26 protein-coding genes are annotated in these 25,429 nt (G+C 41.1%); 9 read left to right on the plus strand and 17 right to left on the minus strand.

From position 1 onward, the window contains the following. The first annotated feature begins 21 nt into the window (after positions 1-21). From H5125_RS14160 to H5125_RS14170, 3 genes are all read left to right on the plus strand, one after another. Positions 22-234, plus strand: a complete 213-nt coding sequence (locus tag H5125_RS14160) for a DUF2892 domain-containing protein (protein WP_101086581.1) — start codon at positions 22-24, stop codon at positions 232-234. A 13-nt stretch (positions 235-247) separates the two neighbouring features. After that, the gene (locus H5125_RS14165) at positions 248-625 is read left to right on the plus strand and encodes a rhodanese-like domain-containing protein (RefSeq protein WP_310734196.1); all 378 of its coding nucleotides are present in this window, start codon (positions 248-250) and stop codon (positions 623-625) included. Between the two features lie 474 nt (positions 626-1,099). Beyond that, a complete protein-coding gene (locus H5125_RS14170; RefSeq protein WP_182744555.1) occupies positions 1,100-3,544 on the plus strand; it encodes a S8 family serine peptidase in 2,445 nt (814 codons plus the stop codon). Positions 3,545-3,641: 97 nt separating this feature from the next. Here the strand turns inward: H5125_RS14170 and H5125_RS14175 are convergent, their stop codons facing one another. The 5 genes from H5125_RS14175 to H5125_RS14195 form a co-directional block, all read right to left on the minus strand. Further along, a complete protein-coding gene (locus tag H5125_RS14175; RefSeq protein ID WP_242445127.1) occupies positions 3,642-4,244 on the minus strand; it encodes a CBS domain-containing protein in 603 nt (200 codons plus the stop codon). A gap of 246 nt (positions 4,245-4,490) precedes the next feature. Beyond that, the gene (locus tag H5125_RS14180) at positions 4,491-5,027 is read right to left on the minus strand and encodes a YaeQ family protein (protein WP_182744556.1); all 537 of its coding nucleotides are present in this window, start codon (positions 5,025-5,027) and stop codon (positions 4,491-4,493) included. A 78-nt stretch (positions 5,028-5,105) separates the two neighbouring features. Further along, positions 5,106-6,017 carry a bifunctional precorrin-2 dehydrogenase/sirohydrochlorin ferrochelatase gene (locus tag H5125_RS14185; RefSeq protein ID WP_101086576.1) on the minus strand — a complete coding sequence of 304 codons (912 nt, stop codon included), beginning with the start codon at positions 6,015-6,017 and terminating at the stop codon, positions 5,106-5,108. Positions 6,018-6,025: 8 nt separating this feature from the next. Beyond that, on the minus strand, positions 6,026-6,385 hold the full coding sequence (locus H5125_RS14190; protein ID WP_162023543.1) for a rhodanese-like domain-containing protein: 360 nt from the start codon (positions 6,383-6,385) through the stop codon (positions 6,026-6,028). Positions 6,386-6,770: 385 nt separating this feature from the next. Beyond that, positions 6,771-7,091 (minus strand): putative signal transducing protein, encoded by a 321-nt coding sequence (locus tag H5125_RS14195; protein ID WP_101086574.1) that lies wholly within the window; start codon positions 7,089-7,091, stop codon positions 6,771-6,773. A gap of 165 nt (positions 7,092-7,256) precedes the next feature. Here H5125_RS14195 and H5125_RS14200 point away from each other — a divergent pair, with 165 nt between their 5' ends. Together H5125_RS14200 and H5125_RS14205 are read left to right on the plus strand one after the other, a co-directional pair. Next, a complete protein-coding gene (locus tag H5125_RS14200) occupies positions 7,257-7,658 on the plus strand; it encodes a DUF3224 domain-containing protein (protein ID WP_101086573.1) in 402 nt (133 codons plus the stop codon). Next, positions 7,651-7,869: a hypothetical protein gene (locus H5125_RS14205; protein WP_182744557.1), complete on the plus strand. Its 219-nt coding sequence runs from the start codon at positions 7,651-7,653 to the stop codon at positions 7,867-7,869. Before H5125_RS14200 ends, H5125_RS14205 begins: the two co-directional genes overlap by 8 nt. Positions 7,870-7,925: 56 nt before the next feature. Here H5125_RS14205 and secF read toward each other — a convergent pair whose 3' ends face one another. The 6 genes from secF to H5125_RS14235 all read right to left on the minus strand — a co-directional run bounded on the left by secF (position 7,926) and on the right by H5125_RS14235 (position 13,678). Then, positions 7,926-8,873, minus strand: coding sequence for a protein translocase subunit SecF (secF, locus tag H5125_RS14210; protein ID WP_101086571.1), 948 nt, complete (start codon positions 8,871-8,873; stop codon positions 7,926-7,928). A 14-nt stretch (positions 8,874-8,887) separates the two neighbouring features. Further along, positions 8,888-10,738 carry a protein translocase subunit SecD gene (secD, locus tag H5125_RS14215; protein WP_059744418.1) on the minus strand — a complete coding sequence of 617 codons (1,851 nt, stop codon included), beginning with the start codon at positions 10,736-10,738 and terminating at the stop codon, positions 8,888-8,890. 18 nt (positions 10,739-10,756) lie between these two features. Next, positions 10,757-11,089: a preprotein translocase subunit YajC gene (gene yajC / locus H5125_RS14220; protein WP_011638150.1), complete on the minus strand. Its 333-nt coding sequence runs from the start codon at positions 11,087-11,089 to the stop codon at positions 10,757-10,759. 25 nt (positions 11,090-11,114) lie between these two features. Beyond that, positions 11,115-12,239, minus strand: coding sequence for a tRNA guanosine(34) transglycosylase Tgt (gene tgt / locus H5125_RS14225; protein ID WP_182744558.1), 1,125 nt, complete (start codon positions 12,237-12,239; stop codon positions 11,115-11,117). A gap of 141 nt (positions 12,240-12,380) precedes the next feature. Beyond that, positions 12,381-13,421: a tRNA preQ1(34) S-adenosylmethionine ribosyltransferase-isomerase QueA gene (queA, locus tag H5125_RS14230; RefSeq protein WP_182744559.1), complete on the minus strand. Its 1,041-nt coding sequence runs from the start codon at positions 13,419-13,421 to the stop codon at positions 12,381-12,383. Positions 13,422-13,489: 68 nt separating this feature from the next. Beyond that, positions 13,490-13,678: a hypothetical protein gene (locus tag H5125_RS14235; RefSeq protein WP_101086568.1), complete on the minus strand. Its 189-nt coding sequence runs from the start codon at positions 13,676-13,678 to the stop codon at positions 13,490-13,492. A gap of 194 nt (positions 13,679-13,872) precedes the next feature. On the opposite strand from H5125_RS14235, the gene H5125_RS14240 reads away from it, so the two are divergent. The 3 genes from H5125_RS14240 (at position 13,873) to H5125_RS14250 (ending at position 15,885) form a co-directional block, all read left to right on the plus strand. Continuing rightward, positions 13,873-14,469 (plus strand): ACP phosphodiesterase, encoded by a 597-nt coding sequence (locus tag H5125_RS14240; RefSeq protein WP_011638153.1) that lies wholly within the window; start codon positions 13,873-13,875, stop codon positions 14,467-14,469. A gap of 29 nt (positions 14,470-14,498) precedes the next feature. Beyond that, positions 14,499-15,080 carry a protein disulfide oxidoreductase gene (locus H5125_RS14245; protein WP_162023548.1) on the plus strand — a complete coding sequence of 194 codons (582 nt, stop codon included), beginning with the start codon at positions 14,499-14,501 and terminating at the stop codon, positions 15,078-15,080. Positions 15,081-15,231: 151 nt separating this feature from the next. After that, positions 15,232-15,885, plus strand: coding sequence for a pseudouridine synthase (locus H5125_RS14250; RefSeq protein ID WP_101086566.1), 654 nt, complete (start codon positions 15,232-15,234; stop codon positions 15,883-15,885). Positions 15,886-16,172: 287 nt separating this feature from the next. On the opposite strand, the gene sstT is transcribed toward H5125_RS14250, so the two are convergent. The 6 genes from sstT to H5125_RS14280 all read right to left on the minus strand — a co-directional run bounded on the left by sstT (position 16,173) and on the right by H5125_RS14280 (position 23,245). Next, the gene (gene sstT / locus H5125_RS14255) at positions 16,173-17,405 is read right to left on the minus strand and encodes a serine/threonine transporter SstT (protein WP_101086565.1); all 1,233 of its coding nucleotides are present in this window, start codon (positions 17,403-17,405) and stop codon (positions 16,173-16,175) included. 500 nt (positions 17,406-17,905) lie between these two features. Next, positions 17,906-18,799 (minus strand): chemotaxis protein CheV, encoded by an 894-nt coding sequence (locus H5125_RS14260; RefSeq protein WP_162023549.1) that lies wholly within the window; start codon positions 18,797-18,799, stop codon positions 17,906-17,908. 504 nt (positions 18,800-19,303) lie between these two features. After that, positions 19,304-19,783, minus strand: coding sequence for a dual specificity protein phosphatase family protein (locus H5125_RS14265; protein ID WP_101086564.1), 480 nt, complete (start codon positions 19,781-19,783; stop codon positions 19,304-19,306). An 11-nt stretch (positions 19,784-19,794) separates the two neighbouring features. Then, positions 19,795-21,081: a DEAD/DEAH box helicase gene (locus tag H5125_RS14270; protein WP_182744560.1), complete on the minus strand. Its 1,287-nt coding sequence runs from the start codon at positions 21,079-21,081 to the stop codon at positions 19,795-19,797. 72 nt (positions 21,082-21,153) lie between these two features. Continuing rightward, complete coding sequence (locus H5125_RS14275) at positions 21,154-21,705, minus strand: methylated-DNA--[protein]-cysteine S-methyltransferase (RefSeq protein ID WP_162023551.1); 552 nt, start codon at positions 21,703-21,705, stop codon at positions 21,154-21,156. Positions 21,706-21,709: 4 nt separating this feature from the next. After that, entirely contained in the window at positions 21,710-23,245 is a 1,536-nt protein-coding gene (locus H5125_RS14280) for an AlkA N-terminal domain-containing protein (RefSeq protein ID WP_182744561.1), read from the minus strand. Positions 23,246-23,468: 223 nt separating this feature from the next. Between H5125_RS14280 and H5125_RS14285 the strand changes: the two genes are divergently transcribed. Then, positions 23,469-25,298, plus strand: coding sequence for an ABC transporter ATP-binding protein (locus H5125_RS14285; RefSeq protein ID WP_182744562.1), 1,830 nt, complete (start codon positions 23,469-23,471; stop codon positions 25,296-25,298). The last annotated feature ends 131 nt before the right edge of the window (positions 25,299-25,429 follow it).

Consider the following 25,429-nt stretch of genomic DNA (forward strand, 5'->3'; position numbering starts at 1 on the left):
TCGCCCAATAAGGAGCTAAACATGTCATTAGAACGAAATATTATGGCCTTTGCCGGCTTTATGGTTTTATTATCTCTTGTGTTAACCGCAACAGTTAGTCCACATTTTGTCTGGCTTACTGTATTTGTCGGCGCTAATCTATTTCAGAGTGCTTTTACAGGCTTTTGTCCTGCTGCGATGATAATGAAAAAGTTCGGCGTCAAAACTGCAGCTGAAATAGCCTTAAATAAATAACAAGGAAATTATCGTGTTTAAAAAATCTATGCTGCTGTCTATTCAATCTATCTTAGCGATGTTGGTCTTATTAGCGGCATCGCTTATGCCTACTTGGGCTGCAGAGCAAGAGCCTAGCGTTGCTTGGGAAAAAATAGACCGCGGTGTCACGTTAATTGATGTGCGCACTGCTGAAGAGTTTGCTGCTGGACATATTGACGGTGCGATTAATATTCCATTTGAGATTATCGTCCCAGAGTTGGCAAAGCTCAATATCGATACAGACGCCGAAGTGGTTCTTTACTGCCGCAGCGGCAACCGTAGTGGTATTGCACAGGAATCATTAGTTAAACAAGGTTACACCAATACCTATAATGCGGGTGGTTTTGATAGCTTAATATCAGCACGATAACCTCACTAATAATCTAAAACCACACATTTGCAACTGTGGTTTTATTAATTAAATACAATAGTTTATCGTATTGGCATCCTCTTCATATCAATACGATAAACCTTACTGCTTTTGCTCCCTATATTTTTCCTGTAAAAAAATATTTACATTTAATATTAGATAATTATTTATTAGCATAAAACGGATCCGTTTATGCACTTTCTAGTTAAGCGCTTTCATAAAGTTAACTCCATTAACGCTCGAAAGATAACATTCTACCAACTAGAGTTCTAAGTGAATGTTAAGTCGTTTTTGATGAATAAAAACTCAAATAAATCCGTTCTATAACACCAGTTACTTGACAACAAAAACTAACAATTCGTTTACACCAGGCAAAAATGTGGTTACCTTTTAGACAGATAGGCAAAATAGCTTATCTGTACAACATAATTATAAAAGACATTACGTCCCACCCTGATTAACATGGAAGATAATATGAAAAAGCATAAAAACCCAACGGTCGTGCTTAGCATGACAGCACTCGCTTTGGCTATTTCAACTCAAGTAAACGCAGCACCAACCCCGTCACAACTCTCTGCAACGAATCAACAGATTGAACAACAATCACCTTTACCTAAACGATATATCGTCAAGTTCAGAAATGATAATGCTGCTCAGACTCTTAATGGCAATGCCGCTGTGCAAAATGTGAATGTTGAAGCCGACAACAGCATGGATTACGAGCCTCGTTCTAACGAAGTATTTACCCAGTTTAGAGCTTTGAACAGCGTAAAGGCACGAGAAATGAAGCGTGTAGGTCGTAGTAATAGCTACTCAGTTAAACTCGATTCTCCCTCTCTTAAAGCATTACGTTTGCGTCAAGATGTTGAATACGTGGAAGAGGATTTACCCCGTAGACTGCTTGCGGAGACAACACCTTGGGGACAAACCTTTGTTGGTGCGACAGTGTTAAGCGACAGCCAAGCAGGTAATCGTACTATCTGTATTATTGATTCTGGTTATGACCGTAGCCACAATGATTTAAGTGGTAACAATGCAACCGGGACCAATAACTCAGGTACAGGTAACTGGTATCAACCAGGTAATAATAATGCCCATGGTACTCACGTAGCAGGTACCATTGCCGCAATAGCGAACAATGAAGGTGTGGTCGGGGTTATGCCTAACCAGAATGCCAATATTCATGTTGTAAAAGTGTTTAACGAAGCCGGATGGGGCTACTCATCGTCTTTAGTCGCTGCTATTGATACCTGTGTTACTTCAGGTGGTGCAAACGTAGTCACAATGAGTTTAGGTGGCAGTGGTTCAACCACAACTGAGCGTAATGCATTAAATGCTCATTATAACAATGGGGTGCTATTAATTGCAGCTGCAGGTAATGCTGGCGACAGTAGTTATAGCTACCCAGCATCTTATGATAGCGTAATGTCTGTTGCTGCGGTTGACAGCAATCTTGATCATGCCGCTTTTTCACAATATACAGACCAAGTTGAAATTTCAGGTCCTGGCGAGGCAATTCTATCAACGGTTACCGTTGGCGAAGGTCGTTTAGCCGATATAACTATTGGCGGTCAGTCATACTTTAACAATGGTGTAGTGCCGCACAACCGTTTAACCCCGTCAGGTACTAGCTACACTTCGGCACCAATTAACGCAAGTGCAACAGGAACCTTAGCGGAATGTACTGTAAATGGAACCAGTTTTAATTGCGGTAGCATGACCAATAAAATCTGTCTTGTTGAGCGTGTAGGCAACCAAGGCTCAAGTTACCCTGAAATAAACTCGGTTAAAGCCTGTAAAACAGCCGGTGCCAAAGGTGTCATTGTATACAGTAACACTGCACTACCAGGGTTACAAAATCCTTTCCTAGTGGACGCTAATAGTGAAATTCTGATTCCGTCGATGTCTGTTGATCGAGCTACGGGGCTTACACTTAAAGCCAAGTTGGGTCAGTCAGCCACTGTGAGTAATCAAGGCAATCGAGATTATGAATATTACAATGGCACCTCAATGGCAACACCACATGTGTCAGGCGTAGCAACATTAGTGTGGAGTTACCACCCAGAGTGTAGCGCCAGTCAAGTGCGTGCAGCATTAAATGCCACAGCAGATGACTTAAGCGTTGCCGGTCGTGATAACCAAACTGGTTACGGGATGGTTAATGCAACAGCAGCAAAGGCTTATCTAGACGAATCATGTAATGGTCCAACCGATCCAGGTACAGGCTCTGGTGACAGCGTACTTGAAAAAGGCGTGGTAAAAACAGGCTTAGCTGGCGCTAAAAACGATGAATTATATTTCTCGTTAGACGTTCCTGCAGGCGCGACAGACTTAAGCTTCACTATGAGTGGTGGCACTGGCGATGCTGACTTATATGTGCAGTATGGTGCATCACCTACCAGCAGCAGTTACGACTGTCGTCCATGGAAAGGTGGTAATGCAGAGTCTTGCCCAATTACGACGCCTCAATCTGGTACATATTATGTAATGCTACAAGGTTATAGTGCATTTAGTGGTGTAAGTTTAGTGGCTAACTACACCGCAGTTAGCACTGGTGGCAGCAACACAGGCGGTCCAGCAAGCTACAACAATACCGGAAATTATACGATTCCAGACAACAACACTAGTGGTATCACTAGCCCTATTACTGTTAGCCGCACTGGCGATTCAGGAACGGTATCAGTGTCTATTGGAATTATTCATACTTATATTGGTGATTTAAAAATCCAGTTAGTTAGCCCAACAGGTCAAACGGTTGTACTGCATAACAACACTGGTGGTGGAACCGATAACCTAACCCAAACTTATACGGCTAATATGGCAGGTGTAGAATCAAGTGGTGTATGGACATTGAAAGCAGTTGATAATGCGAGACAAGATACTGGATATATTGATACTTGGAGCTTAAGCTTCCAGTAATATTATTTCGTTGATTACAAAAATAGCCACATGATGTGGCTATTTTTATTTCTGATGGATTAACTTTTTAACAGTTAGCAGACTAATAATTAAAAATCTAATAGTGAGGTTGTGTTGTTTGCAACACGGCAGGCTGCTGAATATTGGCAATCACTTCAAATATAGATGCAAATGAGTTTGGTGTACTCACATCGACAGCAAGCTTTAATCGACGAGCAATATCATTAGCAGATAGCACACCACGAATGGCATGATTAGATCGGTCAACCACTAAACAATGTTGCTGTCCTGCTGATTGTAATGTCTCAATAACATCACCAATACGAGCATAACTTAAATCTTCAAAATCAATCGCTTTCAGATCTTCTTTAGGGATCATAAAATCTGCAACACTTAAATGCTCACGCTGATGACCAGCTGCAACACGTTTTAATATTTCTTGATTATGTAAAGACTCAAAGCTGATTAGGCCAATAAACTTATCCTTATCATCTATGACTAATTTAAGACGTACATGCGACTTCTGCATTAAGTGCTCGACCTTAACCGCCGACGTGCTCGATTCTATCACCATAGGCGTCACTTTCTTAAAATCAGTAAACACATTTAACGCTGAAGATAGTACTGAGATATCTTCATGGGCTTCTGGTGAAGTTAATTCATCAATTTTTTCTACTGGGTATAGGGCTAATTTCTTCACAATAACATCCTTAATCAACAACCATCGCGAAACGTGAAACATCATATTTATTAATGATTTATAATTTATTGTGATGTTCACTGCATGATTTGATTATCTGCCTGTGATTTTATTAGTACAAGACCCATTTGATTAAATTTAATTAATTTTTGATAAATTAAGGTTAAATTCACTTTACTGTGATCGTAAGTATGATAGCAAAATGTGATAGCGAATGTGATAGCAACCCAAATCACGTAAATACCACTACTTTAACGTTTCAGGCTCTATTAACACGCTATTATTTCCATCCGACAACCACACTTGCCCTTCACTAAGACTAACTTGTAACGCCATATTTCGATTAACAAATACATCCATTTGTTTCACCGAATCTTCTGGAAAATTAATCACAGTTAAATTATCGTAGCGAGCAAACGCTTGCTGGTTCTGCTGCCACCAAATAGGCACACTTCGGCCACCATAAGTATAAAGAATAACGTGTTTTGACCGACCACAGGCTTTTCTAAGCCATTTCTCATCAGCTTGACCAAACTCAACCCAAAGATCGATTTCACCACTCAGATTTTTATCCCAAAGTTCAGCTTCATCATCAACACATAACCCTTTACTAAACACTAAAGTTTCGGATGCATTAATGGCAAATGCCAGTAAACGCACCATCATGCGCGTATCGGTTTCGGACGGATGCTGGGCTAAGGTAAACTGATGATCGGCATAATAATGACGGTCCATATCTGCAATCTGCAGCGAGACTTTAAAAACGGTAGCTTTAGCAGCCATAAAAGGTTCCAACAAGTATAAAAAAACCGAGTCTACTACAAAGTAGACTCGGCATAATAGGACATCGTACTTATCCGGTTAAATAGCGCCAGGGCGTAGATGTTTAGCCATTGGAAAATGCGCACTTAACTGGGCGACTTTTGCAACAGAAGACACTATCAACATACGAGAGCCATGTTCATATTGATGAGTGATATCACTTAACAATGGCACCGCTTCTCTGCTTGCGTCTCGCCTTAATAATTCATTAATCTCACTATCAAGCGCACTATCACTGTAAACCACGTCTAATGTCTGTAACAGCGGCATTGCTGCAATAGGGAGTAAATGTGCCGGCGTATCCTCGGTTAACAAAAGAATCTCACCTTTAACACTAAAGTCTTCAAAAGACTCAAGGTAACGTTGTTCTGTTAATGCATCGAATTTATCTTGGTTAGTGGTAAAAAAACGTTCCCAAAATAAACGTCTATCTTTGCCGGCTAATAATTTATGTTGTACTTCCTCGCGCTTGCTGGCAACAAAATCAAATAAAGGCGCTAATGATGACGGTAGCATAGTTTCGAGGCGTGAACGGATGGTTCGAGCGAAAACAGGTGCGGCACCAGCTGTACTTATCGCAACCACTAACCGGCCTCTATCCACTATCGAAGGCGTAATAAATCGACAAAATTTAGGATTATCGACCACATTCACCCAAATCCCCCGCTCTGTGGCCAACTGCGCAAAATCCATATTCAATTGCTCATCGGCAGTAGCAAGGTAAATGATATCCACATTGGCAATATCATCAGCACATACTTCACGACGAGACAGCTGGATCCGCCCCTGCGTATAATAGTTTTCAATATCATTGGCAACCGTCGGCGCTATGACATGAATATGAGCATCCGTACGAGACAACAAATCGAGTTTACGTGTGGCAACTTCACCAGCACCAACCAATAAGACCTTCAAACCTTGAGTATCGACAAACAAAGGGAAATATTGCATTAATCTACTCAGTCTTCAACGATAGGGAATTGATGTTGTATCCAAGCACGGTAGCCACCAACCATTGAGGCGACTTGCGTATAACCCATAAGTTGTAAATTATAGGCAGATAATGCTGCACGCTGGCCTGCGCCACAATAAAGTAATATTGGAGTATTTTTATCCGGAAAACGATGCTCTATATCACGTTCAATAATGCCACGACTGAGGTGTTTTGCATTAGGTAAATGCCCTTGTAACCATTCGTTATCTTCTCGCACATCAATTAATTGCCATTGATCTTGTTGTTGATATTGCTCAATGGTTAACAAGCTAACATGTGGCATAACAGAATCGACCAAACTGGCGAATGCTGGAGAGGGTTGCATAGCGTTTCCTTAAGTTAGTTAAATCACTCATTTGTGACAAATTAGCACTACATACGTCATAAACCTAAAAGTAGTTTAATCATTAGAGTCTATTGGATTTTTGAAAGCAATTTTGCTGCAGTTAGTGGCAATTTACTATAACGAGGAGTTTATGATGGTGTCATTTACATGAATAAGCGCTAATTGCGCCGAAATAAGCCACATATGCAATCCTAGTGGCTCAACTAAACGGGCGCATATTTATAAACTAGGCTCTTTATTACTAAACGTAAATTGACTTAGACACTTTTCGTCTAATATTTACGTCGCGATTAAACCCCGTTTATGTTGAATAATATGTGGTCATGAAAGATGGCTTTCAACGTTAAAAAACCATCATACGGGTTTATTCGTTATGCATTTCACTTCTTTGCGAACTACATTGCCAACACAATTCAAAACTGCCTTCGTTTATTTCATGGCATTGGACACATTGCCATTGAGGCTGTTCAATATCGAGTGAATCGAGTAAGGTTTGCGCAGTGACAAGTTGATTGTCTGCTACCCATAATTCTACCGTTTGCATTTCAATCGGTAAACCGCCTACACCACCAATGAGTGCTTCACCTTTAAGATCAACTTCAATTCCACTGGTTTCCAGTAGCCCTTTCCATGTGTGAGCCTGCAGTAAATTACCACCGGCTAATAATACTTTTCGTTGTTCCATGCGTTATCCTACTGCATTGCTCTTGCTGGCAAATTTGTTTCATCCTACTGCCTCTACCAAAATCTGTCGAGTGTTGTTTATAAATTGGACATTTGTCATAGACAATGATTATGTTAACTTTATATGAACTCTTCGCATTTAATAACATCATAAGCAGGGCTCTACATGACAAAAATAGTCTTAAAAGGTGTATTTCAAATCACCGCTTGGAATGAATCGGCATATGCTGAACACGACAATAACAGCAAACAAACCATTGCCGAAATTACCCAAACGTATTCTGGTGATATCAATGGTTCTGCTCAAATTCGCTATGTAATGTCATATCAAAATGGGGAGGCAGCGGTATTTGTCGGAATGGAGCACTTAACCATAAACACTCCAGAAATATCCGGCACCATAGTGTTACAACATAATGGGGTATTCTCACAAGGTGTTGCACAAAGCCAATTCAATGTAATAGCTGACTCGGGTACCGATAACTTGCATCAATTTATCGGCCACGGTGAGTTTACCTCAACCGAAAACGGCCAAGCAGATTACCTCATCACTTTGCATCATGACTAAAATAACCATTTCTCGTTTAGAGACTAATATCGGTACATTTAGAGTATCTGGGAAGATGATGGTAACTTCACTGATGTTTATCAGTGTTGATATACTCGGCAGTGATGGATGGGAAGCGCTGATAATCGACCCACAAACTCAATGGCACAAAACTTTGATGGCTGCCTGTGAAGTGCATTTAGCAGAACAACAGAACATAACTAAGGCATAAAAAGAAACCCCAGCAAGCTGGGGTTTCTTTTTAGCGATTAAGATTAATAATACTTATTAAGGCATCATTGAAGGCTGATCAGCACCTTCTTTCTCAATCTCTACCGGTAACATGTGCTCACGGTTGATACCCAATTTAATGGCTAAATAACTTGCCACGTAAATCGATGAGTATGTACCAACAAAAATACCGAGTAGCAATGCAGTCGCAAAACCATGGATCATTGTGCCGCCTTTTAAAAACAGCGCAATAACGGTAATTAATGTAGTACCTGTAGTAATAACAGTACGACTCATGGTCTGAGTGATTGAGGTATTCACAATCTCTACAGGGGTGCCTTTACGCATTTTAAGGAAGTTTTCACGGATACGGTCATACACTACGATGGTATCGTTAAGTGAGTAACCTACAACTGTTAATAAACCTGCCAATACGGTCAAGTCAAACTCAAGCTGTAATACCGAAAATACCCCTAAGGTCACAATAACGTCATGGGCTAGCGCCGCTACAGAACCTGCAGCTAAACGCCATTCAAAACGAAATGATACATAGATAAGAATACAGATTAAAGCAACAATAACGGCTAAGCCACCCTGCTCCGCTAATTCCTTACCTACTTGTGGCCCAACAAACTCAACACGCTTTTGAATCACGCCTGAATCAATTGACTGCGCAGCAGTTAATACTGCTGCAACCTGCACATCACTTTTTAACTCATTTCTTACCGGTAAACGCACCAATATATCGCGGCTTGAACCAAAGTTCTGTACTACCGCACCCTCAGCTTCCGCTGTGGTCATGGTCGCACGTAAAGCATTCAAGTCAACAGGTGCTGAAAACTCCATTTCAACAACCGTACCGCCGGTAAAGTCTAAGCCCCAGTTAATGCCTTGTACGCCTAGCGATACAAAAGAAGCAATAACTAAGATCAACGACATTACACTAATAGGAAGTGCATGACGAAGGAAGTCGACTGTTTTCTTTACTGAAAATATTTGCAACATATTCAACTTCTCCCTTAGATAGACAATGACTTAACGCGCTTACCACCCCAAACCGCATTCACGATTGAGCGTGTGCCAACGATGGCTGTAAACATCGAAGTCGCGATACCTATCATTAAGGTAACAGCAAAGCCTTTAACCGCACCGGTACCGACAGCAAACAAGATTAACGCTGTCATAAAGGTGGTGATGTTAGCATCTGCAATGGTTGAAAAAGCATTACCATAACCTTCATGGATAGCTTGTTGTACGCTGCGACCGCCAAGAAGTTCTTCACGGATACGTTCAAAAATAAGTACGTTACCGTCAACCGCCATGCCCACCGTTAATACCATGCCCGCAATACCTGGCAAGGTTAATACCGCACCCGGGATCATAGACATCACACCAACAACCATAATTAAGTTTGCCATCAATGCAAGGTTGGCAATAAAACCAAATGCACGGTAGTAAACCATCATAAATACAAGAACAACAACCATGCCCCAAATCATCGCTTGAACACCGTTTTGGATGTTTTCAGCACCTAAGCTTGGGCCAATAGTTCTTTCTTCCACAATGGTCACTGGCGCGATCAACGCTCCTGCACGTAATAATAACGCTAGGCTTTGTGCTTCAGTATGCTCAAGACCGGTAATGACAAAATTACGACCTAAACGAGCCTGAATCGTCGCAACTGAAATAACCTCTTCAATACGAGTCATTTTCACTGTGCCATCAGGATTACGTGTACCACTGTCTTTATATTCGATAAACAATGTTGCCATTGGTTTACCGATATTGTCTTTGGTGACGTTAGAGAAAATCGAGCCGCCTTTCGCGTCAAGATTAATCGCTACCTGTGGACGGCTGTATTCATCAAAAGTAGGTTGTGCACCAGTGATATGATCACCCGTTAGCATCACTTCTTTTTTCAATACGGCAATCCCGCCTTCACGGCGTTGGTACACTTCTGCACCTGCTGGAACACGACCATTTGCAGCTGCACTTACGTCGGCTTTATCGTCAACCATACGAAATTCAATCGATGCCGTAGCACCTAAAATTTCTTTTGCACGAGCTGTGTCTTGTACACCAGGCAGTTCAACAATAATGCGCTCAGCGCCTTGACGTTGTACTACAGGCTCAGCAACACCCAACTCGTTAACACGGTTACGAATAGTGGTAATGTTTTGCTGTAATGCTTCTTCCTTAATTTGCTTAAGGTAAGCATCACTCATGGTAGCAAGAAGCATAAACTCATTACCGCTACTCGCGTCGGTATAGGTCATGTCATTGCTGCGAGTTTTTAAATAAGTCTCAGCTTGGTCAACAGTTTCGGCATCTCGAAACTTAATCGCAATTCCTTTAGGGGTTTTACGAATACCAGCATAACGAATTTTTTCTTCACGAAGCTGGCTACGGAAATCAGCTATCTTAGCTTCTTCCATTTTACGAATAGCTTCGCCCATATCCACTTCCATTAAGAAGTGAACACCACCACGTAAATCTAAACCTAATTTCATCGGCGACCCACCAACAGCTTCAAGCCATTCAGGGGTTGCCGGAGCTAAGTTTAACGCAACGGTATATTTCTGACCAAGCAGTTCAGCGATAGCTTCTTTAGCCACCAACTGCTGCTCAGGATTTTGCACTCGGACTAATAACTGACCATTTTCAAGCTCGGCACGCTTTACGGCAATACCCTGACTATCTAATAAATCAACCACAGTCGTTTGTGTCGATGCAGTCACTTCTGCGCCGCGAGTTGCGACAATCTGCACTGCATGATCTTCACCAAACAAATTTGGTATTGCATAAAAACTACCAATGGCGATGACAAGCATCACCATGATGTTTTTCCACATTGGGTATTTATTTAACACACCATAGCCCTCTTGGCTTTATAACGACTGGATAGAACCTTTAGGCAATACCGCTGCGATGTAATCCTTTTTAATCGTGATTTGGTTGTTATCATTAATCGCTAATAACACATAATCACTTTCTTCACCGATTTTGGTCACTTTACCGAGAATGCCACCACTGGTTAACACTTCATCACCTTTTGAAATCGACGCCATTAGGTTTTTGTGCTCTTTTACACGCTTTGACTGTGGACGGAAAATCATGAAGTAAAAGATTAATCCAAACATGACTAGCATGAAAATTAACTGCATGGTTTCGCCACCGGCTACACCACTGATTGGGCTTGCATATGCATTTGAAATAAACATAGTTCTCTCTTCTTATTAGCTAAAATTAAACGATTAACTCAGGTACTTCACGACCAAAACTGGTATAGAACTCCTTAACAAAGGCGTCTAATGTACCTGTCTCAATTGCGCCGCGCAAACCTTCCATCAACATTTGGTAATAACGTAAATTATGGATGGTGTTTAAACGCGCACCTAGAATTTCATTACAACGATCTAAATGGTATAAATAAGCACGTGAATAGTTTTTACAAGTGTAACAATCACACTTAGGATCTAATGTTGCTGTGTCATCACGGTGACGTGCATTACGAATTTTAATGACACCTTCACTGGTAAATAAATGGCCATTACGGGCATTACGTGTTGGCATTACACAGTCAAACATATCCACACCACGACGAACACCTTCGACTAAATCTTCAGGTTTGCCTACGCCCATTAAATAGCGCGGTTTGTCAGCAGGAATTTGCGGACAAACATGCTCTAAAATACGGTGCATGTCTGCTTTAGGCTCGCCCACAGCTAAACCACCTACGGCATAACCATCAAAACCTATGTCTAAAAGACCCTTTACACTCTCGTCACGTAAATCTTCAAATACGCCACCTTGAATAATGCCAAACAAAGAGTTTGGGTTTTCTAAACGGTCAAACTCATCACGTGAGCGCTTAGCCCAACGCAGTGACATTTGCATCGACTTACGTGCTTCGTCATGTGTCGCTGGATACGGTGTACATTCATCAAAAATCATCACCACGTCAGATCCTAAAGAATCCTGAATTTGCATTGATTTTTCTGGGTCTAAGAAAATCTTTTCACCATTGATCGGTGAACGGAAATGCACACCCTCTTCAGTAATTTTACGAATGTCACCTAAACTAAACACTTGGAATCCACCCGAGTCCGTTAGAATAGGGCGTTGCCAATTCATAAAATCGTGCAAATCACCGTGTTTACGCATGATCTCTTCGCCAGGACGTAACCATAAATGGAAGGTGTTGCCCAATAAAATGTCGGCTCCAGTAGCGCGCACTTCTTCAGGCGTCATACCTTTTACCGTACCGTAAGTTCCAACAGGCATAAATGCTGGTGTTTCTACAGTGCCACGACCAAAAATAAGACGTCCGCGACGTGCACGACCATCAGTTGTATCTAATTCAAATTTCATAAATCACCTTGCCAGATAAACAGTCTGACTCGTTTAGTTTCTATAGTAATGAGGGCAAATTTTAATGCTTCAAGGTTACTGCCACATTAAATCAAAAAACGCCCACTATTGTGGGCGAGTATTTTAAATCAAATTCATTGCCTACGGGGCTTTTTTCGTCACAAACATCGCATCGCCATAGCTAAAAAAGCGATATTTTTGCGTAATTGCATGTTGATAAGCCTTCATGACCGCTTCATAACCTGCAAAAGCACTCAACAGCATAATTAATGTTGATTCTGGTAAATGAAAATTAGTGACCATGGCATCAACAACTTTAAATTGAAAACCTGGGTAAATAAAGATATCGGTATCGCCACTAAAGGCTTCAAGAGGACGATCTTCACTTGCACGTGCTGCACTTTCTAATGAACGCACTGATGTTGTGCCGACGGCAACAACACGATTTCCAGCCGCTTTAGTAAGCGCAATTAGGTCAACAACCTCTTGAGGAACGTTTGCCCATTCTGAGTGCATCTTGTGCTCAAGCACATTATCGACCCGCACTGGTTGGAATGTACCCGCACCTACATGCAAAGTCACAAAGGCAATATTAACCCCTTTGGCTTTTAAGTCGGCTAGCATGGCATCATCAAAGTGTAAGCCTGCTGTAGGCGCAGCTACTGCACCTGGCGTTTGATTATAAACTGTTTGGTAACGCTCTTTATCAGCATCTTCATCTGGACGATCAATGTAAGGCGGCAGTGGCATATGGCCGACATCCTCAAGCACTTCTAATATGGTTTTATCAGACAGTAACTCAAGCTCAAACAATGCATCGTGACGAACCAACATTTTCATTTGGTAGCCGCCGTCTAAGTCGATAATCGTATCCACTTTAGGGGATTTTGAACTGCGAACGTGGGCTAAAATGCGTTTATCGTCGAGCATGCGTTCAACGAGAATCTCTAGCTTACCGCCAGTGGACTTTTGACCAAATAAACGTGCTGGTATGACTCGGGTGTTATTAAACACCATCAAGTCTCCAGGATTGATTAGATTGAATAAATCAGTAAATCTTTTGTCAACAAGCTCACCATTTTCGCCACTTAAGGTGAGTAAACGCGAAGCATTGCGTTGTGCTGTCGGATAGCGAGCAATCAGCTCATCAGGTAGGTCGAATGAAAAATCTGCAACACGCATAGTATGATCTCAACAGTAAAAACGGCCGCTAGTCTATGGCGACTGCGGGTTAAGATCAAGTTTGGTGATTATTTTGTCGGCTTTTGTTCTATCGACTCGGTGTCGATATCGTCCAGTTCAATAGTATCTGACTTGGCAGAGTCAAAGGTTTGGGCCGATTTATATGAATGTTCTTCATAACGCATGTCGATGTGTACTTTATTTCTTTTTGGTGCAGCTGGCTTACCCAATAACTTTTTAATCCAGTCTTTCATCATCCTTGATCCCTAAATTAATCCTATAACCTTTAAAAAGCAGTTACATATACGCATCACAATGATACGAAGCTCAATACTCCATGACATTTATCTATAAAACGTTATGATTAACACCACTCACTTGCCACTTTGTAACGCTTTGTTACAAACGGCTAGTATCATACTGTAAAATAATAAAATTAGAAGTACAATTTATGAACTTTTTAGCTCACTTACATTTAGCCGACATCAGCGATACTCACCTAGTAGCTAATTTGTCGGGTGATTTCGCGAAAGGTAACATAGAGCAACATCCAAAACATCTGCAACAAGGGATATGGCTTCATCGACAAATAGACCAAATTACTGATAGTCATGAAATTATTATCGACCTGCTCAAGCTGTTTCCTAAAACCTCACGTCGTGTTGCACCGATATTAGTAGACTTAGTATTTGATCATTACTTAGCATTTTATTGGGAAGAGTATCATCATCAGCCATTAGATGAATTTTGCCAAAAAGCATACCACCAGCTTAGTACTACACTTGAACTACCTCCGACGTTACAGGCCATTGCGCCACAAATTATCCAGCAAGATTGGCTTAGTAGTTACCAAACAAGGCAAGGATTAGATCAAGCGATTAAAGGCGTCAGTCGTCGTTTATCAAAACCAGAACTTTTTGACCATGCCATTAAAGATATCGATAAGATTTATATTGATATCGAGATTGCATTTAGAACCTTTTATCCACAGTTAATGGCCTATAGCAGGCTTTATAGTCGTAAGACTCCGGCAGCATATTTACCTTAATACAGGGTATTTATAGGAATTAATGTCGTATGCCGTCATGGTTACTTAATCTAAAATACACACTCAAAACCAAACGGTTTTGGCTAACGAGTCTACGCGATATAATCGTTATTGCGGTGGTGTTGTTCGCTATCGCGAGTTATCTACAGCGAGATATGCGAACAGGCATAGCGATGCCAATTAACGCATATACTATCGCCAATAAACCAATATCATTATTTACTTCAGCATCAATTGACGCCCAGCAGCATATCAGAGAGAACAGTACCCAAAATAAACCCACCTTGGTCTATTTTTGGGGCACTTGGTGTCCGGTGTGTAAGGTGACCTCTCCTATGGTGAACTCGGTTAATCTTAATCCAGATTATCAGGTTGTTTCCATTGCAGTAGCTTCAGGTTCTGACGACGACATCAGCACCTTTATGCAACATCATCATTATCATTTTGATGTCATCAATCAGCATCAAACAATGTTATTAAGCCAACAATGGGGCGCCATGGCATTGCCTGCTATTTATATCGTTGATACTGAAAACAATATTCGCTTTGTTACCTCTGGCGTAACAAGCAGTTGGGGAATGTCATTACGGTTATGGTTAGCGACCTGGTAAAGCAGCCATAACCAAACAGCATTATTCAGTCGAATAATTGGTTTTTGGTTATCAGTAAAACTTTGTTAGTATCCGCAACATGAGTACTCGCGAGATTAACGTTTCGCCACATCAATACCTGAATCAGACACAATTAGAGAGACACCTTATAATGCACATCTTTACTTATCAACCACCCTCAATTCCGTGGTTGGACATACGCTATAAAGACCGTGACATTATCGTCATCAATAAGCCTTCAGGCCTATTATCAAATCCAGGGCGTTCACCTGACACACACGATACGGCCATAACCCGTTTACAACGATGCTATCCTGAAGCGATTTTGATCCATCGTTTAGATTGTGATACTTCTGGGATCATGATTTTTGCTCGTACTAAAAAAGCGGAATCACATTTAAAAATTCAGTTTCAAAATCGCCAGGCCAAAAAAGTGTACATTGCTGAAGTGATTGGCCACGTGGGTGAACAACAAGGTAAAGTGAACTTTGCCCTAGGACCTAATCCTGATTCACCACCATTCCAAATGCTTACAGATTCAGGCAAAGCTGCGTTAACCTACTTCCAGGTACTTGAACATAGGACGCAGTCAACCCTGATGGAACTTAAACCCCACACGGGTCGCACTCATCAGCTTAGGGTTCATATGTTGGCGCTTGGCCATGCCATTTTAGGCGATGAGTTTTATGGCGATACCGAAACAATTAGTGCCAGTAAACGGTTAAACCTGCATGCGCAATCGCTCACAATTACCCATCCTTATAGCCAAGTCGAGATGACGTTTTTTAGTCAGCATCCATTTTAATATCTTAACCAGAGCTTGGGATAATAGATGAGAAAGTAATCAGAAGGATTAAAAGCTTAGCGATTAATCCTTCTCAATATTATTATTTGTCTTAGTAACAAGACGAATCGACGCGTCAATATCTAGCCTATTGCAAGTCTTCTTGTGTAAAGCATAACGCAGGTATCAAGACAAGGAACTGTTTGAGAGGCGTTTGTTATCTTCACATCAGGTTACATTGGCCATTCAAACAAAAAAATGCCGACGCTATCGCGTCGGCATTTATCAATAAGGACTTTTTCACGATATTAACGCGCTTGAGCTGTCTCTTTCGCTTCAGCAGCTTCACATGCTGCAGCAGTAAAGATCACATCTGTAGAGCTATTTAATGCAGTTTCAGCTGAGTCTTGAATCACACCAATAATAAAACCAACTGCCACAACTTGCATAGCAACATCATTAGAAATGCCAAACAAACTACACGCTAATGGGATTAATAATAGTGAACCACCGGCAACACCTGAAGCACCACAAGCAGAAACGGACGCTATCACGCTCAATAACAGAGCTGTCATAAAGTCCACTTGAATACCCAAAGTATGAGCTGCTGCTAATGTTAATACCGTAATGGTAATCGCAGCACCGCCCATATTAATGGTGGCACCTAATGGAATAGACACAGAATAGGTGTCTTTATGCAATTTTAGCTCTTCACACAATGCCATGTTGACCGGAATATTGGCCGCACTTGAACGGGTGAAAAAGGCTGTAACACCACTTTCACGTAAACATTTAAATACTAATGGATATGGGTTACGTTTAATTTTGACATAAACGATAATAGGGTTAATCACCAAAGCAATGAATAACATGGATCCCACAAGTACCATCAATAATTGGCCGTAACCCGCAAGAGCGTCGAAACCTGTTTCAGCAAATGTAGCCGCAACTAAACCAAAAATACCAATTGGTGCTAAACGAATGACAAAGCGGACTATATTTGACACCGCATCACTGACATCAGAGAGCATTTGCTTAGTACTGTCGCTGGCATGATGCATGGTTATCCCAAGACCTGCCCCCCATACCAAAATACCGATGTAATTGCCCGTTAATAATGCGTTCACCGGATTATCAACAACTTTGAACAATAAGGTATTGATTACTTCGCTAATCCCTTGAGGAGGATTTGAGCCCTCTATCCCGGCAGTAAGTAGTAACGTCGTTGGAAAAGCAAAACTGAATAATACTGCTGTTAATGCCGCTGCAAACGTTCCGAAAAGATATAGCCCAATGATAGGACGCATATTGGTTTGACTATTTTTCTTTTGATTGGCAATCGATGATGCAACCAAAACAAAAACCAGTATTGGCGCAATGGCTTTTAAAGCACCCACAAAAAGTGAGCCCAAAAAAGCCACATTATTGGCACCTGTGGTTGAAATACTTGCCAGAATCACGCCCAAAATGATTCCGCTGATGATTTGTAGCACGAGGCTACCGTTAGCGATACGAGCTAACAGTGATGTTTTTTGATTCATTGCTTAACCTATGATTATTATATTTATGACTTTTTATGATCAAGGTTTTGCTTATCTTTAGAAAAGGAAACATCATAATACTCGTCGTATCCACGTATTCATCACCTTGCAACTTACAGCGATATAATACTTAGGTTACGATACTCATGACATCTCGATAATATCAATGCTATTGCTGAAAACACCCTACTCTCTTACTCATTGAGGGAGATTAACTCACCACACTCAATTAGCATACTTCAATCAATCCGTTTTCAGGGATAGCACTCCCTCATTAAAGTTAAGCATTACCTTGTGCCCAGCGAATATACTGAACACTATAAAAGCCTTGTAGCTATATATCAGGATGCCATGTAAGAAGTCTAGTGTTGATACCAAATGAATAAAAAAATTCAATCATCGGTCATAAAGAAAGCACTAATTTGACGGTTACAGGTTACTTGCTGTTAAATTGTTAACCATGTTACTGGCTGAAAATACCAAAAATAAAACAATGACAATCATCCAGCAGGCTGCAATGCTTGAGCACCTCTAAGCATCGCTTCAATCAACTCTTTAGCATCAAACTTAGTTAACGCCTCATTGGCTCCGACTTGTTTGGCTTGGCTGACACTGATTTCGCTGGATAATGACGTATGTAAAATAATGTACGCATGTTCAATTGCTGGATTATTTTTGACCTCAAAGGCTAATTCGTATCCATCAAGTCCTGGCATTTCAATATCACTCACCAGTAAATCAATAGGCTTTCGTTCTTCCGCGGCTTGTTGCATCATCTGCAGAGCGTCGCGACCATCTGCCGTCACCTGATAAGCAATGTTAATAGAGTCTAATGCATCAGATAATTGTTTACGGGCAACTTTTGAGTCATCCACCAGTAAAATACGTAACGGTGTTAATTTCTCACGTTGTACATCGGTTAATATCGCTCGATTATTAATCGGATCATCCGGAAATATTTTCGACAGTAATAACTCAACATCTAATAACTGAACGAGCTGATCATTAAAACGGGTTACACCTGTTAAAAAGGCATTTTTGCCTAAGTTACCTGAAGGTGCTTCGATATTACGCCAATTACATTCAATGATTTTATCGATTGAGCGCACAAGAAAACCTATCACCATTCTCTGACAATCAGTAATGATGATATAGCTATCTTTAAGCTCTGCTTCGGTAACGGGTCTATAGCCAATACCTGCAGCCATATCGATAATCGGAATAGTCATACCCCGAATGGTTGCTGCACCAAGAATAGCCGAGTGAGAGTGTGGGATTTTAGTTAAAGGAGTAAACGGCACGAGTTCACGAATTTTTAAAGTACCTAAAGCAAACACTTGTGTTTGATTTAATTTAAAAAGCAATAAACCCTGCGATTGATTCGCTTTGCTCATTTTCGGACTCATCATTACCCCTTCATCTGAAGACTGAAATCTACTTCACTATAGCATTTATCGTCAGTCTTTAGACTAGCTTAAGTGGCCTATTTTATCTGCAAAGATCATTACAAATCACAAAATTAGCTATTCATCCGATAATAGCCAACTCGATAAATCATTACGATACAATTACGGTTCTATAAATAATGAGTATTTGAGGCGGAGACTTTGGTTGATAACCAGAAATAGCAAACTACATTAGTACTATTTCCGCAACAAGTTGTCGATATGTCGTGCAAAAAAGATCAACGATTGAATTGTTGTGAACCTTCTTATGTAATTTATCAAAGCCGGGAAAAACTTAATCGGCAATATACACATATAAGCTAGAACAGAGTGCAAGTTAGCACTGAATATAGCCTAATAAAAACAACAAAGGGAAACAACGATAATTAAATCAGCCACTGATTTAATTATCGTTGTTTCCCTCATTATTATGATGCTTTAAATTGACATTAATCAGTTCGAAGCAGATTGCAGCTCGTAAAGCACATCATAAACAAATTGATCCCACCCCTCAGCATCGAACGCTAAGCCACTGGCATTACGAACTTGACTAACCGCATGCAAAGGCGCTGCACCGTTCTCCATCATATAATAAGCCATCACCATTTCTGTACGATTGATCCCAGAGCGACAATGGAGTAACACGGGTAACTGATCAGTTTCACATTCACGAATAAATGTTAATACCTGGGGGAGTATTTCAGCACAAATAGCTAAATCATGCGGCTTAGGTGGAATATTATCAGGTAAATTAAATACTTTATGACGAAGACCTAATTCAGCCATAGCGTCGATATCGCAACCTTCACCATTATTTAAGGATGCAATTGCACCGAAACCGGCTTGCTTTAACTCAGCTAAGTCCCACGCATCTTTGTTTGGACCGCTACGGCCTGCAACTTGTCCATCAACTAACCAAAAAATATGTTTCATATTACCTACTACTAATCTGGTTTTTTAGCCCAAATATCAACATTAACTGAGGACAACTTTTTACGTTTTTTCTTACCGCTACCTTCTGGCTTCGCCATTGGCTTAGGTTGTTCCAGTACGCTTTCAGGCGCTACATCATCAGCCTCAAATCCGTTAACTTGTTCACGTTCAAGGCGAATTTGATTCTTTTTCTCGATAACAGAGAAGTGATGATACTCATCATGCGACAACAAGGTCAACGCTAAACCGACCTCTCCCGCACGTCCGCTGCGACCAATTCGATGCATATAATCTGCTGGACTGCGCGGTAAGTCAAAATTTATTACCACTGGTAATTTTTCAATATCAAGGCCACGAGCAGCAATGTCAGTCGCTATGAGCACTTGAATATCTCCAGCCTTAAAACCTTCCAATACACGACTTCTCGCGCCTTGGGCTTTATCACCGTGAAACACCTCTGCAGTGATACCACGTTTAGCCAGTTTTTGAGCTAAATGATTGCAACTATTTTTGGCATTAACAAAAATCAATACTTGGCGCCATTGATGTTGTTGTAGCAAGTGCGCAAGTAATGCGGTCTTTTTTTCACGATTAACCGTCATTACCCGTTGTACTAATGTACTCGCTTCAGCGCTTTGTAATTGTATCTCAAGCGGATTAACGAGCAGCACTTGCGTTAGTTGGCGTACTTCATCTGGAAAAGTAGCTGAAAACAATAACGTTTGTTTTTGCTTAGGAAGTAAATTGAGTACTTGAGTCAATTCTTCAGTAAAACCAAGGCTTAACATTCGGTCAGCTTCATCAAGTACTAACGTTGTCACTTGGGACAACTTTAGTGCATTTGACGATACTAAATCGAGTAAACGACCTGGCGTCGCGACCACCACATCGGCACCACCACGCAATGCTAACATCTGAGTATTAACAGATACACCGCCAAATGCAGCAACCACTTTAATGTCGCCATTTAAATGAACCGCATAGGATTTAAAGCTGTCGGCAACTTGCTTAGCGAGTTCTCGCGTTGGTACCAAGACTAACGCACTGACAAAATTACCTTTGGCAGATGTTGTTGCCCGACGACTCACCAATTGATGTAAAATCGGCAATGCAAAAGCCGCTGTTTTACCTGAGCCGGTATTGGCACCTGCCAGTAAGTCTTTACCGGTTAGTGTGCTAGGAATGGTTTCTGCTTGGATTGGTGTAGGCTGCAGGTATTTAAGCTCAGCTAATCTGGCCAACAATGGAGTATGCAGGCCAAATTCAGCGAAAGTCGTAGCTAAAGAAGCTTGGGTCATGTATCAAATGCGCTCAAAATAATGGATATCAATCGGACATTTTAACGTACTTTGGCACAGCAGTCAGATAAATTAGTTAATTTCTTCAATCCCTTCTAAGTCTAGTAGCCACTGCTTCATATCGAGCCCATAAGCATAACCGGTTAACTTACCGCCTTTGCCTATCACCCGATGACAAGGAACGATAATGGCTATTGGGTTTGCACCATTTGCAGCCCCGACCGCTCTGACAGCTTTAGGTCGCCCAATAGTATTAGCGATATCACTGTAACTGCAGCGATGGCCGAATGTTAATTGACTCAGAGCATGCCAAACCTCATGTTGAAACACGGTACCTTTAGGCGCTAGTGGAACACTGAAATGCTGCCTTTGATTAGCGAAGTACTCTGTTAATTGAATGACTGTTGTATCAATGTGTTGTTGGGCTTGTATCAATAAATCTTGAGTAGTCTCAGTATTGCTTTGTTGGAGTATAAACTGAGTTTGAATCTCTACGAGCAAGCTCGTTTGGGCAAGATCTTCAACCTGTAGATGGGTTAATCCATACTCAGATGCTTTAAGCGAGAGTAAACCAACAGGACTTGTGACTAAAGCATGACACTTCGGCGAAGTAAAATGGGTCATAATATTATCCGTTTTTTGCAGCGACAGGATCGTTATCCCAAAGCTGGAAGGTTAAGTAGCTGCCCCAAGGTGATGCTTGTTTTGCAATGTCGGCAGCAATGCTTAAGTAAGATTTAGGGGTTTCAATAGGTTTACCCGATTGGTCACGTAACGCATGAAGACGATTTTTGATGACTAAATCAGAACTCAAAAAAACATCAGGGTCACTCAAACCTCGCATTTTCGCGTAAGCAACAGTCCATGGACCGATACCTTTTACGGACAACCAATCGTCAGGCGTTGAGTCTGGATGTTGATGAACAAATTGCCCCAAGGCATTTAATGCTAATTTTCGAGCTCCTGGCATGTTAAGTTCATCTAATGAAGCGCTAGCAATAGCTTGTGCCGTCGGAAATAACCGCCAAGTCTTACCATCGATGAACAGCGTTTCACCATAAGATTTAACCAATAAATTTAATAATTTAGTGGCTTGCACCACACTCACTTGTTGCCCTAATACGGCACGGCAAGCGGCCTCAAATACACTACCTGCCGCGGGAATACGCAAACCACTATCAATTTTGGCGCCTAATTCTATGATAGGAGATAATGCCTGCTGGATTATCGCCATGTCAGCATCTAAATCAAACATACGCCGTAATTGCAGAGTAATATAATGCAAGGATTTAAAATCATTGGCATCGGCTAAGTAAATACTCACATCAAGTTGAGGTTTATCGGCATTCAGTGAAATGTAAAAAAAGCCTTCTACACCATTAAATGAGAAGGTTCGGCCATAACGTCCCGAAATATCATCAATGACCTCCATATTATCAACTTGACGAAAGGCATAAAAAGCCAACATCTTCGCCCAATTTAGGGGTGGCCGATAAGATAGTGCTAATGTTATTGGTTTAATGTTAATACTCACTTGGTTTTTTTTATAAGGATGAGTTTCATCAGTTGAACGTCGGCTCTTTCGGCGTAAATCACTCGGTGTTAATAGTAGTTCTTGTTTAAAAATTTCATTAAAGCGCCTGATGCTATTAAAACCAGCAGCCATGGCGATGTCTGTCATTGATAATTGAGTTTGGTGTAATAGCTGCTTAGCAAACATCAACTGCTGATATAACGCAAAACGTTTAGGTGAAGTCCCCAAACCTTGGTTAAAGAGTTTATTTAAATACCGACTGGTAATACCTAATTTATCAGCCAACTTGACGATCGTTCCTGCATCTTCACCATTTAAAAAGCCTTGTTCGATTAACGTGATAGCACGCATTAACGTTGTTTGAGTACCTAACCACGCAAATGAACTCGGTGCACTATCAGGGCGACACCGAAGACAAGGCCTAAGTCCAGCATTAGCCGCTTTTATCGCAGAATCAAAATAACGGACATTTTTTTCATAGGGCGCAGGAGCGGGACAAATTGTTCGGCAAAAAATACCAGTAGTGAGAACTCCGGTAAAAAATTGGCCATCAAAGCGAGCATCACGACTAAGCCTTGCTTGCTGGCAGATCTGCGCTGCAATATAACAATCACTGTTAATCTGGACCATTTGTCTATTTAGCCTCTATCATCTTCAAGATGTTCAATCGTAAAACTGAACTATTTATTCTGCACTGCGTATTTAAGAGATTACTTTACCGAAATACAACAACCACGACTAGCGGAAAACGGAACCCAATCGTTTCGTATATGGTAACAATTTAACCCATTACATTTGGCCTTTTTGCGTTATCCTAGTCAGCAGAATTTTCACCATTAAGTTAGAGCATTAGATGTTTAAATTTTTTGAATCATTGACCCAAGCTTTACCACAAGAAGAACCGACTCAGCCACCCAATACTTTGTACGCATTTTGTCGTCATTATACTCGCGGGTTTGGTTTACCTTTAATTATCATGTCAGTACTGACAGCCATAATGGCAATGTTGGAAGTGTCATTGTTTGGTTTTATGGGGCAACTGGTAGATTGGTTAGTCACCAAAAATCCGCAAACATTGTGGCAAGATGAAAGCACAACGTTAATTACCATGTCAGTAATTGTCTTAGTCGTCATCCCACTGGTTGTCTGGTTGCATGCTTCTATCGTGCACCAAACGCTTTTGGGTAACTACCCCATGGCTATTCGTTGGCAAGCACATCGCTATTTACTCAAGCAGAGTATTTCATTTTATCAAGATGATTTTGCAGGACGAATCGCCACAAAGGTAATGCAAACTTCGCTTGCTGTACGTGAAACGGTCATGAAACTACTGGATGTACTGATGTACATTTTGGTGTATTTCACCTCGATGTTGGTCATGATTGCCACTGCTGACGTTCGTTTAATGTTACCCATGCTCGTTTGGTTAGCGGCTTATGTGTTGATTCAATGGAAACTCGTTCCAAAGCTGAAAGCAATATCGACAGAACAAGCCGATGCTCGTTCAACAATGACCGGCCGTATTGTCGATAGTTATACCAACATATCAACCGTAAAGCTGTTCTCGCATACGACTCAAGAAGCTGACTACGCCCAAGATAGTATGACGCGTTTCTTAAAAACCGTTTATGGCCAAATGCGTCTGGTAACGGTCATTAATGTTTTAGTACAAATCATTAATTACATATTAGCGTTCACCATTGCGGCTGTATCTATTTGGTTATGGGCAGACAATGCGATTACGGTTGGTGCCATTGCGATTGCGGTGAGTTTAGCGTTACGCTTGAATGGCATGTCACAATGGATTATGTGGGAAATCAGTTCGCTATTTGAAAATATTGGTACCGTTACCGATGGTATGAATACCTTATCAAAACCCATTGCTATCCAAGATAAAATCGATGCAAAAGACATTGTTGTTGACCACGGTAAAATAGACTTCAATCAGGTTTGCTTTCATTATGGTGAAAAAACCGGCGTCATTGAGCAACTAAATCTGAATATTAAAGCGGGCGAGAAAGTCGGTCTTGTAGGGCGTTCTGGTGCAGGAAAATCGACCTTAGTCAACTTATTGATGCGTTTTCATGATGTTGAAAAAGGCCAAATATTGATTGATGATCAACCTATAACGGATATAACCCAAGACTCATTACGGGCAAATATTGGTATGGTGACTCAGGATACGTCGTTATTACATCGTTCGATCCGTGAAAACATTCTGTACGGTGATCCACATGCCAGTGATGAAAAATTAATAGCGGCGATAACTCAAGCACAAGCTGCAGAGTTTATTGACAATTTAACGGATCCCTTTGGTAACAAAGGGCTTGATGCCCAAGTGGGTGAGCGCGGCGTTAAGCTGTCTGGTGGGCAACGTCAACGGATCGCCATTGCAAGAGTATTACTTAAGAATGCGCCAATTCTATTGCTTGATGAAGCCACTTCAGCATTAGATTCTGAAGTCGAAGCAGCGATTCAAGAGTCGTTGTATGAATTGATGGAAGGTAAAACAGTGATTGCGATAGCGCATCGACTTTCAACGATTGCAGCGATGGATAGACTCATTGTATTAGATAAAGGCTGTGTTGTTGAACAAGGTACTCATCAAGAACTGATTAATGCCAAAGGGATATACGCACAACTGTGGGCCCATCAAACTGGCGGATTTTTAGGGTTAGATTAATCGAAAGTTGAGTAATGAGCATTAGCCACTCAAATTTGAGTGGCTTTTTTATGCACACCAATAAAAAATAGGCACAAAAAGTGTAAGTAGAATATTAATTCCTTGAATTCCTTGAATTGCTTGAATTGCTT

The sequence above is a fragment of the Shewanella sp. SR44-4 genome (assembly GCF_014163715.1).
GTDB lineage: Bacteria > Pseudomonadota > Gammaproteobacteria > Enterobacterales > Shewanellaceae > Shewanella.

Coding starts and splice junctions, on each gene's coding strand:
- H5125_RS14160 (WP_101086581.1), top strand. CDS start 22: ATGTCATTAGAACGAAATATTATGGCCTTTGCCGGCTTTATGGTTTTA.
- H5125_RS14170 (WP_182744555.1), top strand. CDS start 1,100: ATGAAAAAGCATAAAAACCCAACGGTCGTGCTTAGCATGACAGCACTC.
- H5125_RS14180 (WP_182744556.1), bottom strand. CDS start 5,027: ATGGCTGCTAAAGCTACCGTTTTTAAAGTCTCGCTGCAGATTGCAGAT.
- H5125_RS14185 (WP_101086576.1), bottom strand. CDS start 6,017: ATGCAATATTTCCCTTTGTTTGTCGATACTCAAGGTTTGAAGGTCTTA.
- H5125_RS14190 (WP_162023543.1), bottom strand. CDS start 6,385: ATGCAACCCTCTCCAGCATTCGCCAGTTTGGTCGATTCTGTTATGCCA.
- H5125_RS14195 (WP_101086574.1), bottom strand. CDS start 7,091: ATGGAACAACGAAAAGTATTATTAGCCGGTGGTAATTTACTGCAGGCT.
- H5125_RS14200 (WP_101086573.1), top strand. CDS start 7,257: ATGACAAAAATAGTCTTAAAAGGTGTATTTCAAATCACCGCTTGGAAT.
- H5125_RS14205 (WP_182744557.1), top strand. CDS start 7,651: ATGACTAAAATAACCATTTCTCGTTTAGAGACTAATATCGGTACATTT.
- secF (WP_101086571.1), bottom strand. CDS start 8,873: ATGTTGCAAATATTTTCAGTAAAGAAAACAGTCGACTTCCTTCGTCAT.
- yajC (WP_011638150.1), bottom strand. CDS start 11,089: ATGTTTATTTCAAATGCATATGCAAGCCCAATCAGTGGTGTAGCCGGT.
- tgt (WP_182744558.1), bottom strand. CDS start 12,239: ATGAAATTTGAATTAGATACAACTGATGGTCGTGCACGTCGCGGACGT.
- queA (WP_182744559.1), bottom strand. CDS start 13,421: ATGCGTGTTGCAGATTTTTCATTCGACCTACCTGATGAGCTGATTGCT.
- H5125_RS14235 (WP_101086568.1), bottom strand. CDS start 13,678: ATGATGAAAGACTGGATTAAAAAGTTATTGGGTAAGCCAGCTGCACCA.
- H5125_RS14240 (WP_011638153.1), top strand. CDS start 13,873: ATGAACTTTTTAGCTCACTTACATTTAGCCGACATCAGCGATACTCAC.
- H5125_RS14245 (WP_162023548.1), top strand. CDS start 14,499: ATGCCGTCATGGTTACTTAATCTAAAATACACACTCAAAACCAAACGG.
- H5125_RS14250 (WP_101086566.1), top strand. CDS start 15,232: ATGCACATCTTTACTTATCAACCACCCTCAATTCCGTGGTTGGACATA.
- sstT (WP_101086565.1), bottom strand. CDS start 17,405: ATGAATCAAAAAACATCACTGTTAGCTCGTATCGCTAACGGTAGCCTC.
- H5125_RS14260 (WP_162023549.1), bottom strand. CDS start 18,799: ATGAGCAAAGCGAATCAATCGCAGGGTTTATTGCTTTTTAAATTAAAT.
- H5125_RS14265 (WP_101086564.1), bottom strand. CDS start 19,783: ATGAAACATATTTTTTGGTTAGTTGATGGACAAGTTGCAGGCCGTAGC.
- H5125_RS14270 (WP_182744560.1), bottom strand. CDS start 21,081: ATGACCCAAGCTTCTTTAGCTACGACTTTCGCTGAATTTGGCCTGCAT.
- H5125_RS14275 (WP_162023551.1), bottom strand. CDS start 21,705: ATGACCCATTTTACTTCGCCGAAGTGTCATGCTTTAGTCACAAGTCCT.
- H5125_RS14280 (WP_182744561.1), bottom strand. CDS start 23,245: ATGGTCCAGATTAACAGTGATTGTTATATTGCAGCGCAGATCTGCCAG.
- H5125_RS14285 (WP_182744562.1), top strand. CDS start 23,469: ATGTTTAAATTTTTTGAATCATTGACCCAAGCTTTACCACAAGAAGAA.